Annotated in this window: 10 protein-coding genes; 2 read left to right on the top strand and 8 right to left on the bottom strand. The window is 71.2% G+C overall.

The window, feature by feature from the left end:
- Positions 1-134: 134 nt before the first annotated feature.
- The 8 genes from cas2e to AC4IHM_RS15670 form a co-directional block, all read right to left on the bottom strand.
- Positions 135-488, bottom strand: coding sequence for a type I-E CRISPR-associated endoribonuclease Cas2e (cas2e, locus tag AC4IHM_RS15705; RefSeq protein ID WP_490867656.1), 354 nt, complete (start codon positions 486-488; stop codon positions 135-137).
- Positions 485-1,483 carry a type I-E CRISPR-associated endonuclease Cas1e gene (cas1e, locus tag AC4IHM_RS15700; RefSeq protein ID WP_490867655.1) on the bottom strand — a complete coding sequence of 333 codons (999 nt, stop codon included), beginning with the start codon at positions 1,481-1,483 and terminating at the stop codon, positions 485-487. The genes cas2e and cas1e overlap by 4 nt, the downstream gene beginning before the upstream one ends.
- A 3-nt stretch (positions 1,484-1,486) precedes the next feature.
- On the bottom strand, positions 1,487-2,197 hold the full coding sequence (gene cas6e, locus AC4IHM_RS15695; RefSeq protein ID WP_490867654.1) for a type I-E CRISPR-associated protein Cas6/Cse3/CasE: 711 nt from the start codon (positions 2,195-2,197) through the stop codon (positions 1,487-1,489).
- A complete protein-coding gene (cas5e, locus tag AC4IHM_RS15690; protein WP_490867653.1) occupies positions 2,194-2,922 on the bottom strand; it encodes a type I-E CRISPR-associated protein Cas5/CasD in 729 nt (242 codons plus the stop codon). Before cas5e ends, cas6e begins: the two co-directional genes overlap by 4 nt.
- Positions 2,919-4,139, bottom strand: coding sequence for a type I-E CRISPR-associated protein Cas7/Cse4/CasC (gene cas7e / locus AC4IHM_RS15685; protein WP_490867652.1), 1,221 nt, complete (start codon positions 4,137-4,139; stop codon positions 2,919-2,921). Before cas7e ends, cas5e begins: the two co-directional genes overlap by 4 nt.
- The gene (casB, locus tag AC4IHM_RS15680) at positions 4,136-4,876 is read right to left on the bottom strand and encodes a type I-E CRISPR-associated protein Cse2/CasB (RefSeq protein WP_490867651.1); all 741 of its coding nucleotides are present in this window, start codon (positions 4,874-4,876) and stop codon (positions 4,136-4,138) included. Before casB ends, cas7e begins: the two co-directional genes overlap by 4 nt.
- Entirely contained in the window at positions 4,873-9,636 is a 4,764-nt protein-coding gene (gene casA / locus AC4IHM_RS15675; RefSeq protein WP_490867650.1) for a type I-E CRISPR-associated protein Cse1/CasA, read from the bottom strand. Before casA ends, casB begins: the two co-directional genes overlap by 4 nt.
- 382 nt (positions 9,637-10,018) lie before the next feature.
- A complete protein-coding gene (locus AC4IHM_RS15670; RefSeq protein ID WP_490867649.1) occupies positions 10,019-11,245 on the bottom strand; it encodes a pyridoxal phosphate-dependent aminotransferase in 1,227 nt (408 codons plus the stop codon).
- Positions 11,246-11,407: 162 nt separating this feature from the next.
- Between AC4IHM_RS15670 and AC4IHM_RS15665 the strand changes: the two genes are divergently transcribed.
- Positions 11,408-11,713 (top strand): hypothetical protein, encoded by a 306-nt coding sequence (locus AC4IHM_RS15665; RefSeq protein WP_490867648.1) that lies wholly within the window; start codon positions 11,408-11,410, stop codon positions 11,711-11,713.
- Positions 11,714-12,109: 396 nt separating this feature from the next.
- Positions 12,110-12,646 carry a DUF2617 family protein gene (locus AC4IHM_RS15660; protein ID WP_490867647.1) on the top strand — a complete coding sequence of 179 codons (537 nt, stop codon included), beginning with the start codon at positions 12,110-12,112 and terminating at the stop codon, positions 12,644-12,646.
- Positions 12,647-12,755 lie beyond the last annotated feature (109 nt).

The raw sequence follows: 12,755 nt of genomic DNA, 5'->3' as shown, positions 1-12,755 counted from the left end.
TCGCGGCCTCCCGGTGGACCGCTGCTTCGGATGTGGTGTCTCCCTATGTGGGCGTGTCGCCGGACCAGCCGTCAGGTCCCTCTGCCCGAGTCCGGCGGGCGGGGTTCGGCGAACGACTGCGTCAGTCGGCGAGGTTACGTCCGGTTGCCGAATCGGCGGCGCTTGGACGCCTTGCTCCACCCTCTGGAAGTCGACGCGGGAGAAGGCGCGGAGCGGGCCGAGGGGCGAAAGATGAGGGTGAGGCCCTCGTGATCGACTGGATGCCACTTGTGGTCGTGGGTGCGGAAGGCGTAGCCCTGTTCGGAGTCGGTGGAGTAGGCGAGCAGCGCGCGACCTTGGCCGGCGTACTGCCGGACCTCGTCCCACAGAGTGTCGCGAATGCGGGCGGACGGGTTGCCCAGAAAGACACCGGGAGAGATTTCCAGCAACCAGCGGGTGAGGAAGCCACGCAGCCCTACCGGGCAGTGGGTGAGGACGATGACGGTCACCAGATGACTCCGTCCCGCGCCAGGCCGTCCTGCGCGCCGACGGTGGCGCCCCCGCGCTCTTCCTGATCACCGTAGTTGCGGCCGGCGGCCATCTCGGCACCCCGGTCGGACTGCAAGGTGACGTGATCACGTTCGTCCGGACGACCGGTGTCCGCAGGCGCGAGCAGCGCCTGGATGTCCCGTACGCACCGGTCGAGCAGTCGGGTGGAGTTGATGCGGTCCCGCAGCGCCCGTCGCGTGCGCGAGCCGATGTCCTCGGGCCCCTCCGCGGCGACCTCGAAGGCCAGGGGAATGCCGATGTCCGTCTTGTAGAAGTCGGCCACGTCCAGCACGAAGGAGAGTTCGTGGCCGGAGTGGACGAAGCCGAGACCCGGTGTGCACCCCAGGGCCGCGACGACGGCCTGGGCGATTCCGTACATGCACTGCGCGGCGGCGGTTACGGCCTGGTTGGGGGCATCGCCGGAGTCGAAGTCCCCCGGTGTGTACCGCCGGCCGTGCCACGGGACGCCGGTCCGGGCCGCCTGTTCGGCATAGCACCGCTTGACGCGGTCCCCCTCACGGCCGAGGAGCTGGCGGCGGGTGCATCCGGCCGGGTCCTCGTCCGGGAAACGGAGGCGGTACATGGCTCTGGCGACATCGAGTCGGGTGCGCTGGTTCGCCCAGGCGGTGGCCTGCGCCTCCAGGAGCGCCGAGGAACGGTTCAGCGCCCGTCCGCCGGCGTAGAAACGCACGCCGTGCTCACCGACCCACACCACCACCGCGCCGCTCTCACCCAGAACGGCCATGGCCTGGTGGGTGATCCGGGTACCGGGTCCGAGCAGCAGCGCACCGATCGTCGCGGACGGGATGTGGCGTATGCCGTCCGCGTCCTCGGCGGTGAGCGCGTTGGCGTCACGGTGGACGGTGCAGCGCTCCAGGTAGACGAAGGACAGCCGCTCACCGACGCGGGTGAGCTGTCGCGGACCGGTGGCGGGACGCCTGCTGACAGTGGCCACCCGCTACTCCGTCCGCGCCAGGGTCATGAGCCCGCAGCCGTACGCCTTGGCCTTGCCCAGGCCGGAGGTGAGGGTGCGGCGGAAGAGCGCGGGGTCGACGACGCGGAGGCGGCCGTCGAAGGTGACCCGGGTCAGTTTCACCCGGTGCGTACGGGTGTCCTCCTCATTCCGTTTCTGGAAGGTCAGATCCGTGCGGCTGTGGGCGACGACCTCGTGGGCGTCGACCGGAGGCCAGTCCCCCCGGCGTTCCGGCTTCTCCAGAACCGCGAAGCCCGCGTCCTGCTGCCGTTTGAGCAACCACTCCACCTGGTGGCGTGGGGTCATGTGCGCGGTGCGCTTGGTCGGCTCCGCGGGGACACGCCGGATGCTGTGCACGGGGTTGGCGGTGAGCCTGAAGGACCACACGCCGTCGGCTGTGATCCGGTCGAGGAACGTGGCGTACGGTCTCGTCTGCCAGCCTCCCGTCGTCGGCCACCCCGCCCGCTCGACGAGGTGGGTGAGGTCGGGCTCGTCCGGGCTGACGACGTAGAGGAGCACCTCGCTGCGGGCCGGCTGGTCCACTCGCCACAGCACGCGTGGGCCGCCTGCCCGCCGCTCCGGCACCTCCGCGAAGGACGCCATGACCGCCGCGTGCAGGCTCTGTGGCGAGCCGAGCAGCCGACGAGCGCCGATGCGCGCGGGGTTGAGCCGGAATCGGGTCAGGTACACGGTCATCCTCCCAGGAGGCGCATCGGGTCGTGGGCGGGCGGTACGAAGGCGCGGCGCGCGGCGCTCAGGGGATTGGGGACGGAGACCACGGTCGTACGCACCTCGCGCAGTCGGTACCTGCGGTGGCGTGGGTCGAAGCTGAGCGGCTGGTCCCGCTGCCGCTCCCCGGGGCCCTCGGCCGCGGCGAGGTCGCCGATCACCTCCAGTTCGACGCGCCCCTCGTGCAGACGTTGCCGCTGCCACCGGGAGGATGCCTGCCAGGGCTCGGACCGCAGTGCCTTCGTGAGGTCCCCGCGGTGGACGTGCAGATCGATCGGGCGGGACGGCGGGCAGGAACGGCGTCCCAGAAACGGCAGGAACACCGGGTTGCGGAGTGCGGCTTGCAGGGCGTCGACGAGATCCGCGGCTCCTTCCACGGCGGCGACGAAGACCGCGTCGGAAAGGTAGAAGCGCTCCGACACCGGCATGCGCTCCCCGGAGTCGAAGTGCCGTGCCGTCTGGAAGTCGCGCACGCGGGTGCCCGGCTGGTCGAGCCGGACGGCGAATTTGAGGCCGGCGAGATCGGAGAGGCCGGCGCCGCGCTCGCGTCCCTGGGCGGCGGCGAGCAGACCGATCACGCCGCTCTTGGTGGGTGCGCGCTCCGTCGAGCGCCGCGTGAACCGTGACGAGGTCCCCCATGCCTGGAGGGGGCCCGCGAGGCACAGCGTCAGGACACTTGTGCGCCGGTTCACGCCGGGGCCGTCCGGGCTTCGGGCATACGGGCGGACAGCCGCCCGGAGACGGACTCGCCCACCTCGTGCACGAGTTGCTCCAGGCTCACGGCGGTTCCGAGCGCCGCGAGCGGCTCGGTGACCAGGCCCGCTCTGAGCACCCAGCTCGGGTCCCCGCTCACCCCGTACGCCTTCTCGATGTCGGAGACGTACGCGAGCAGCTGGGAACACGCTCCGCGCAGGTGTCCGCCGACGGGGAGGGGGGCGACGACCGGTTCCTCGAACGCGCCGACGAAGCTGATCGGCCGGGCCGAGCGGAGGGTGACGATCACCGCGTCGGGAAGCGTCTGGTTGGCGAAGGTCTTGGACTTGCCGTCGGGCATGGACAGGACGAAGCCGCGCAGAAAGGCTTCCACCGCCCTGCGGACCGGCTCGCTCACGGATTCCTCGGGACGCAGACCAGCACCCAGGTTGTCCCGCAGCCGGTCCACGTCGAGAGCGGCGTAGCGATAGAGCGTCGCCGAGTTGAACTCGACGGTGCCGATCATGCCGGCGCCGGAGTCCTCCTCGCCCTCGTTCCGGTCGTCGACCGCTGTGAAGTAGTCCGATTCATTCTCCACCGCGTGCACGCTGAGGGCGTGAGCGACCTGCGCCGCCGCGTCGACGTTGATGTCGGTGGAGTCGGCGACCATGCGGCCGAACAGAGCGATGTCCACCGAGTGCCGGGTGTCGGCGATCCTCTTCGCCTTTTCCTTGTTCGCCTTGACCTTGAAAAACGCCTTGATGTCGTCGGCGCCCTCGACCGCGTGCCGCGCAAGCCCGTCGAGTTGCCGTGAGCTGAGGAACATCAGGTACGAGGATTCCGGCGGTGGCTCCGGCTCGCCTCTCTTCTTCGCGCTCTCCGCCTTGCGGGGCGGGACCTGGACCTTGGAGTTGGTCGCGGCGTAGAGCGTCTCGGCGGCCAGGGACAGGGCCTTCTCCTCGCCGAGTGCGGGGGCCAGGGCCGTGATGCGCTCCGCGAGCAGGGCCGCCACCCGCCGGGTCCGCACCCCGAGTTCCTGTGGGTCGACAAGCTCCTGGAACGCTCGCCTGGTCGCCCGTTTCCACGCCTGGCTGGAAACCCGGGCGCGGCGCACACCGCCGTAGACGGCGGTCTTCGGAGTCCCGGTGTCGTCGCGGTTCAGGTTGCTCGGTGGCACCGTCTGCAGCACGTGCACGTCGATGATGGTGCGGGTCACAGGGTGTCGTCCTCCGTCGTGGTCGGGTCGAGCGGTTGGTGGTCCTCGCCCGCGGCCGGGGTGCTGTCCTGCTTCAGGCCCGTCTCGGGGTTCTTGCCCCCGGCGGCCACAGCCTTGGGGCGGACGAGGTAGGAGCGGCCCCAGGAGCGGCGCACGCCCTGGGCACCGCCCGGGAGCACCCACTGGTGGAGCTGATCGGCGAGCAGCCCGTAGTCGAGCGGGATTCCTTCGCGGCGCAGTAGCAGTACGAGTTCGCGCAGCCGCGTGGCCAGCACCACGGGGGTGGCGGCCGTTCCCGCGCGGACGAAACGCTTGCGTGTCGGCTCGTCGACCGCCGCCCCGGGGGCGAGCCGCCGCACCGCGGTGCCGAGTTCGGGGCCGGGCCTGCGGTGCATCCGCGAGACGTGGTGCGACTGCTGGTGCAGCGACCACAGGGTGACGGCCGCGTGCGCCGCCTCCTCGGCACGCAGGAACTCCTCCTCGCTGAACTGCCCCTGCGCGTACCGCTCGTGGAGGGGTTCGATGCCGGTGAGGCCCCACAGGTCGGGTGTCTCGCCGACGGCACGGCCCACGCCTCGGCGCAACCGGGCCAGGGCGGCGACTGCCCCACTTTGGTCCTTGAGGTACTGGCCTTGCAGCGCGGTGATGTGCTGGTGGACCGCGCTGCCCACCGGGCCGAGCCGGGGAGCCCGGCGGGCGCTGCCGGAGGTGGTGGGGACGGGGAGCGAAGGGGTCATGCGGGTGACTCCACTGGAGCGGGTCGGGAGGAGGAGGGTTCGTCGTGCTCGGTGGTCAGGAACTCCCGGAGACGAGTGCGGAAGCGAAGCTCGGCCGCGGCGTCGTTCAGCCAGCGCGTGCCGTTTCCGGCCTCCACGAGGCGTCCCTCCCAGGCGGACTGCCCGGCCTCGTCGAGCAGCCTGTTGCCCAGCTCTGCGACGAGTCGCCGGACATCCCGCTTCCACCGGTCGCGGTGTTCCTCCGGATCGGAGACGCCGCCCAGGTCCCGCAGCCAGCGGCGATAATGCGTGTCGAGGGTCCCGAATCCCAGGTCCCGGGCGGTGCTCCGCCTCGAATCCGGATCGGCGCCGACGGCGAGGGCGAGGTCGGCGGCCAGCTGGGCGAGTGCGCCGACCGCTTTCTCGGCGTCGTGCAGGGCGTCTACGGCCTTGTCCCCGTAGCGCCGGTCCGTGTCGTGCAACAGGACCACGGGCATCAGCACCCCGTCGTCCACGACTTCGTCGATCACCGACTGCTGCGTGCCGTAGCGCGCGCCGATGACGCGGGTGCGGATCAGGTAACCCCGAGGGAGCAGCCCCTCGGTGGTGAGCCGCGCGGCCCACTGGACCACCCTCGGAGCCAGCCGCTGCGCGCCGTCCCGCCCCTGCCGGGTGCCGACCTCGCGGCCGGTGAGCAGGCCGTCCATGCCACGCCACGCCATGCGGGACGGGTCGTGCTCCCGCGGCAGGTAGACGAGACTCTCCTGACGCTTCTTCTCCTGCGCCGGGCTGCGGCGCCAGCCGGTCATCGGCTCGTGCCCCTGCCGGTTGTGCGGTTCGAGGCGGTCGCCGTACGCGAGGACCACGCCGTGCACACCGTCCGCGTCGTGGTGCAGCCGGATGCGGCGGGACTGCCAGGTGTACAGGTCGCGCAGGCCGTAGGGGCGCCGGCCGAGGTCCGGGGCCGCCGCGGGGCCACTCGGATCCCCTCGCCAGGCGGGGCGGTCGGCCTCGTCCGCGTGTACTCCTGCGGTGTCCCCCGCCATCAGGTTGAGCAGCAGCGTCTCGTGGAGGCTGTCCCCTTCCAGCAGGACACCGCCCAGGTTGCCCGCCCACGCCGGGCCCTGGGGATAGACCTTTCCGGCCTTCACCCGGGGGTCGCCCACCGCACCGGATTTGATGCCGGAGGTGTCGAACGCCTGGGCGTGCACGACCCAACGGGCCGCCTCCGCGAAGCCGAGCCGGTCGACACCGGGCCTGCGCATGCTGAAGAAGGGGTCCCCGTTCGGCACGTCGGCGACGAGGCGATTGAGCGAGAAGACCTCGTCCTTCGCCGTGTGCAGTCCCGCGGTCTGGAAGAACGGGAACTCGGCGTGGAGCAGGTCGAAGCGCTCGCGGTGGCGGTGCAGGTATGCGGCCACCGGGGCGGCGTAGGACGACTGCGACAGCCACAGCTCCTCCCACGCGTCGGTGTCGGCGGGGCCGACGGCCCCACCCGGTTCGGAGAGGGCGTCGTACAGGAGCGCGAGCAGCATGCGCGTCAGTGCGAAGTCCTGGGTCGGCAGGTCGCCGACGAGCCGACGGATGTCCCGCGCCTGGTCGAACACCTCCGGCAGGGACAGCTCACGCTCGGAGCCGTCTTTCAGGAGGACGGGCAGCCACGGCCGGCTGGTGAGGTCGAAGGAGGGGAGGGCGGAGTGCGGATCGGGCCCCCGCTCCTCGCCCGAGACCCGGCGCGTCTTGCGTTGCGCGGGTGGTTTTCCCTCCGCGATACGGCTCGTCCTGCCGTCCCCTGCGCGGCCCGTCGTCCCGTCCGCGTCCTTGCTCGTCACGAGCAGCCCCTCCTCGGCGTTGTAGGCGAGGTGCCAGTCGGCAAGGGTTGCCCGCCCCTCCTCGTCCAGAGCGAGGATCAGTTCCCCGGCGAGCCAGTGGCTCTCCTTCTCCTGCCAGACCGGGACATACAGCTCTTCCAGCTCGGCCAGTGCCCGGTCGAGCGTCCGGGGGAAGGAAAAGTGGTACGGCAGTCGCAGGCCGCTCGCCGCCACCGCCCGAGCGGCTCGTGCGGAGGGCACGGCGTCGACGGGCAGCTCAAGACCTCCCCGGCCCTTGCCCAGCCAGGGCAGGGTGCACAGGGTGCCGTCGGCGCGGCGCCTTACGACCAGGACTTCCAGGCTTTCCCGGCTGTCCCGGACCTGCGCGCGACCGGTGGGGGTGTCGTCCGCGTCTCCGACACCGGCGTCGATCCAGCCGATGAGGGGGCGCCCGGCCTTGCGCACCTCGTCCAGCCGGAAGACCTGAGCGCCTTGGCGTTGCCGCTCGCGCACGGTGCGGTGCTTGTCCCGGGCCGGGGCGAGCACCGGCTCCCACTCGGGCGGGCAGGGGTCCTCCTCGCCGTACGCCCGCTGTACGAGCGGACTGATGTCCTCGGGCAGGCGGAGGGGCCGCCCCGCTGTCCCGGGTGCCCCGAGGTGCGGAGCGAGTACGGCGAGGCTCCGCAGCAGAGGGTACGGACCGTAGACCGCGCCGGAGCCGTCGGCGGGGCCGGGGGCCGGGGTCGTGCTCCAGTCGACGCCGGTGACCAGACAGCGCGGTTGCCGCAGTCGCGCGGGACGCTGCTCCTGCCCCTGGCCGCGCGGATGCCGGTGGAGCCTTCCCATGCGCTGGAGCAGCAGGTCCACGGGGCACAGATCGCTCACGAGCAGATCGAAGTCCACGTCGAGTGACTGCTCGGCCACTTGGCTGGCGACCACGATCTGCGCGTCCCGCGGGCGTTGCGGGGAGCCGCCTTGGAGGTCGGGCGGGCCGAACCGGGCGAGCAGAGCTGCGTCCTTGCGCGCGCGGTCGAGGTCCACGAAGCGTGCGTGGGCCACGGTGACGTGGTCGGCCCCGAACCGGTCCCGCAGCACCGCGGCCGTGTTCATCACCCGGTCCACGGTGTTCCGTACCACCAACGCGCATCCGCCGTCGGCCAGCTCGGCGCCGAGCCTGTCCGCGAGCGCGCCGTCGTCGTCCTCCAGCCTCTCCAGCAGTACGTGGGCGCCGCGCCCGGACGCGGCAGCGGCACGCTGCAACGGTTCCCGGCCGGGCGCGACCGCCGTGAGGAGGGGGTAGCCGGACGCTTGGGCGAGGGCCGTCGCATCCTCCCCGGTGTACGCGGCCGCCAGTTCGGCGCGCCGGTGCGCGGGGAGCGTCGCCGACAGCACGACGACGGGAACCCGGTACGCGCCCAGCCACGCCAGCACGCGATCGAGGTAGACGTTCATGTACGTGTCGTAGGCGTGGACTTCGTCGATGACGACCACCTTGCCGGCCATCGCCAGATGCCGCAGCGCCAAGTGCCTGCTCTTGAGGCCCGCCATCAGCAGTTGGTCGATCGTGCCGACGGCGAACGAGGCGAGCAGCCCCTTCTTCCGGCCGCGCAGCCATTGATGCGCGACGAGTTCCGCGGGCGCCGCCCTCCGTGCTCCTTCCGCGCCCGGACGCCCCTCGTGGGAGCCGGCGCCGTCGGCGTAGGCGTCCACGGCGGCGATGGTGCGGTGGCTCTCGCGCATCAGCGTGGCGTAGTCCTCCTGCAACGCCGCCTTCGCGTGGGCCAGTAGGACGGAGCGCTGTTCGTGGTCGCGCCCCCCACTCGCGTGCGTGCGGGCAGGGCGGACGGGAAGGCGGTCGAGCCACCGCAGGAGCCTGGGGAACATCGCGTTGCTCGTCGCCATGGTCGGCAGGGCCACATAGCAGCCGCCGGCGCCCGAACGCGCGGCGAACACCTCCGCGACCGCGAGTGCGGCCTCGGTCTTCCCCTCTCCCATCGGCGCCTCGACGATCAGCATTCCCGGCCGCTCCATGTCCCGGGCCAGGGCGAGGGCCTGTTCCTGTACGGGCCGGACGACGGCATCGGGCGGCAGCGCGAAGCGGGAGGCGTAGAACTCGGCGGCGGGGGAGGTCGGCTCCTCGGGCTCCCAGGGGGCGGGGAGCAGGAGGCCCTGCCAGGCCGCGGCGACCCGCTCCGCCTCTCCGCGCGAGTGTTCCTCGGGGAAGTAGGGGAAGAGATCCGGATTGCTCGCGATCCAGTCGGAAACGATGACGGTCGCGGTGAGCAGTACCTGAACGGTCTGCGGCAGCTTCACCGCCCGCCATTCGGCGAGGCGCTCCTGAACACCGCAGGCGATGGCACACGCGTCAAGCAACTCGTCCTGCACAGCCCGCCACAGAGGCTCGGCGGGGCCCTGGGTGCGCAACAGTTCGGGATGTGCGTCGAGGTTGTGGAGCTGCACATGATCCGGGGGGACACCGTGGTGTCCGCCGGCCACGACGGCGAACTGGCCGGATGCCCTGTGCGTCCAGCCGTGCCGCTCCTCCAGCCATTCCTGCAGCAGAACCTGCCCGGCGAGCCCGTGCGGGGCCGTCCTGCGGTCTTCGCCGAGCTGCTTGCTGGTCCGCATGTCGAGCCCGGCCGCGCTCATCACGCCCGCCAGTTCGTCGACTTGGCAGGCGAAGGCCGGCGTGGCCTTGCCGATGTCGTGCGTCCCCGCCAGCCACACGCACAAGCACCGCGCGTCAGCTGCCCCACCTGGCAGTGGCTCCGCGATCAACTCCTTGATGTTCCGCGGCAGCCAGTGATCCCACAGCAGTGCCGCGACGGCGGCACTGTCCGCCATGTGCCGCCACAACGGCAGCCACTTCGCCGTGTCCCGATCGTGCTTGGCCCACACGGTACGAGCGGCACCGGTCAGCCGGTCGCCGAACGGTACGGGGAAATCAGAAGAGTCGGGCACGGCGGTCATTGAACAGGTAATCGGACGCCGGCACGCGCCGATAGCCAACGTCGGTCAGAATCCGTCAGTTGCGATCAAAAATGCATCTGGCTGCATATGGCTTGCATAGAAAACGCGGCTTGACCGAGGTAAGGTTCTTACCCATCTCGGACCAGAAGAGGTTGGATTCAGATTTCCGACGCGGTTCGGATGGGCCTTTGCAACTCGTGGCAGACGGCTTGCAGGGGCCGACTTGATGCGGCCACCGCTGGACTCGGGCCGCGGTGACAACTCCCGTCAGGTTGACGGTCCTTGCCGGTGCCGACACTCCTGACTCGGGCAACGATCACCGATCGTCTGCGAAGCAGCCGACGGAAAAATCACCGACTGCGCCTGGCCCAAGCCGCATTACTCATGTCCGGGATTCGGGGGCGAGGCCCTCGCCGGTGCCGGCTCGATATGAGCGCAGCCGAACGAGGCGGTCGGCGGCCTCTCGGAGAACGTCGTCCTTCTTGCAGAAGGTGAAGCGGACCTGGCTGCGGCCGGCGTCGGGGTCGTCGTAGAAGACCGAGTTGGGGACCGCGACGACGCCGCAGCGTGCGGGGAGGGTCCGGCAGAAGGCGTAGGCGTCCTTTTCGCCGAAGGGGGCGATGTCGGTGGTGATGAAGTAGGTGCCCTGGGGGGTGTAGACCTCGAAGCCGGCTGTGCGGAGGCCGTCCGCGAGGAGGTCGCGCTTGCGGCGCAGGTCCTCGCGGAAGCCGTCGAAGTACGTGTCCGGGAGGCGGAGGGCTTCCGCGACCGCGTGCTGGAGAGGGCCCGCGCTCACGAAGGTCAGGTACTGCTTCGCCGTGCGGACGGCGGCGATCAGGGGCGGGCTCGCCATCGCCCAGCCGACCTTCCAGCCCGTGAAGGAGAAGGTCTTGCCCGCGGAGGAGATCGAGACCGTGCGCTCGCGCATGCCGGGGAGCGCCGCGATCGGATGGTGGGCTGCCTCGAAGACCAGGTGTTCGTAGACCTCGTCCGTCACGACCAGCAGGTCGTGTTCGATGGCGAGGGCGGCGATGGCGCTCAGTTCCTCGGGCGTGAGGACCATGCCCGTGGGGTTGTGCGGGGTGTTGAGGAGGAGCAGGCGAGTCCTCGGGGTGATCTTCGCTCGCAGCTCGTCCAGGTCCGGGCGGAACGACGGGGCACGCAGGGTGAGCGGGACGCGCTCGGCGCCGGCCATCGCGATGCAGGCGGCGTAGGAGTCGTAGTACGGCTCGAAGGCGATGACCTCGTCTCCGGGTTCCAGCAGCGCGAGCAGCGTCGCGGCAATCGCCTCGGTCGCGCCCGCGGTGACCAGTACTTCCGCGTCCGGGTCCAGCTCGATGTCGTAGAAACGCCGCTGGTGGTCGGTGATCGCCTCGCGCAGTTCCGGCACCCCCGGCCCCGGCGGGTACTGGTTGCCGCGGCCGTCGCGCAGTGCTCGTACGGCGGCCTCCCTGACCTCCTCGGGGCCGTCGGTGTCCGGGAAGCCCTGCCCCAGGTTGATCGCCCCGGTCGTCAGGGCCAGGGCGGACATCTCGGCGAAGATCGTCGTCCCGAACCCGGCGAGCCGGCGGTTGAGGAGCGGGCGGGCGCTGGAGCGCGTGGAGGTCATGGCGGTCATCCTGCGCCGAAGCTCTGGACTTCCTCAACTCTGCTTTGGGGCGTGGCGGCGAGGGGCATCCCCCGTTCACGCAACGAGCTTCACGATGTGATCCACGCAGAGCGAGGCACCCGACGGGGGGTTGCTTCGGGGGAACGGAAGGAGGGTGACGCCATGATCACAGGCATCATCCTGATCGTCGTCGCAGCCCTGCTGATCAGGGGAGTCCTGGTCGGCCGGCGCGTCTCGCGCACCGTCCGGTCGAAGGGCGGCCGGGGTCCGCGGTGGGCGGGCGGCGGCGGGGGCGGCGACAGCGCAGGGGCCGGCAACAGCTGGTGGGCCGGGGACGGCGGCTCGTCCTCCGGCGGACATCACTCGGGCGGACACGACTCGGGCCACTCCTGCGGTGGCGGCTCGTCCTGCGGAGGCGGGTCGTCCTGCGGGGGAGGGGGCGGCGGCGGATGCGGCGGCGGCAGCTGACACGGGGCAGCTGAGCCGCCGGGGGGAACCGCGGTTCCGCCCACGGGGCCCGCGCCCGGGACCGGGCCCCGCGCCCCACCACGAGCGCCCGCCGGGCAGCACGCCCGGCGGGCGCTCCCACGCACCGGCGCGTTCCGCGCGGGCGGGGTGTGCGCCCTGGTTGAACAGTTGAGCTGGGGAGCCCCCTGACGGATGGAAACACCACGAAGTTGGGTAAAAACGCTGTGGCGGCACCACAGTTCATGATTCGCTCTCCATCACCAACGCAGCTCCTCGGACGACCTGTTGACCCCCCTCCTGACCGACCGACTGGGCTGAGCGGGCCGCATCCCCGGCACTGTCCGGGGTGCGCAGGCCCCACACCTTCCTCTCCTTGTGTGCTTGCGGAGCCGATCCATGCTCACGACCCTGAAAACCGCCTACACCGACACACGCGCCGCCGACCTGGCCTGGGCCCTGGGGCGCGAACCACTGCCCGCGCTCGCCTACCTCGATCTCGAACTGAAGGGCGCCAAAATGCAGTTGAGACTCCTGGGCGCATCCCACCAAGTCCTGCTCGAAGAGGAGCGGGGAGGTTGTTCGGAGACGGTGGCGTGCATCCCCGGCAGCAGCACCCCCCTTCCGCTGGGCGTCGCCAAGCGGGTGGGCGACTGGGAGTACGAGTTCGCCGCCCGCGTGGAGGTGCTCACGCCCGGCTCCTTCGCCGGGCGGGCCCAGGAGCTGCTGGCCCTGGTCTCCGACCACCCGCACGGCCTGGCCGGCGTCTTCCCCGGCAGCCCCCACGCCTTCACCGCGATGCTGGCCCAGCGGCGCGAGGGGCAGGTGCACTGGCGGACCTGGCACGCCTATCCGCAGGACGGCCAGTTGGTCGCGACCCGGACCCGGGTGGGCGTCCGGGTGCCGACGCCGCAGCTCAGCTCCTCCGGGGTGTGAAGGGGGCCGGGCCCGTCCGGCGGGCGCAAGGCAACGGGATAAACCTGCGGTGCCCCACAGAGCGCCAGTTTCACACGTGTGGGTGACGAAGCGCAGTGCCGACGTGACA

Source organism: Streptomyces sp. SL06 (genome assembly GCF_058244745.1).
The sequence above is the reverse complement of the archived record's forward strand: the minus strand, read 5'-3'. Positions and strand labels throughout refer to the sequence as shown.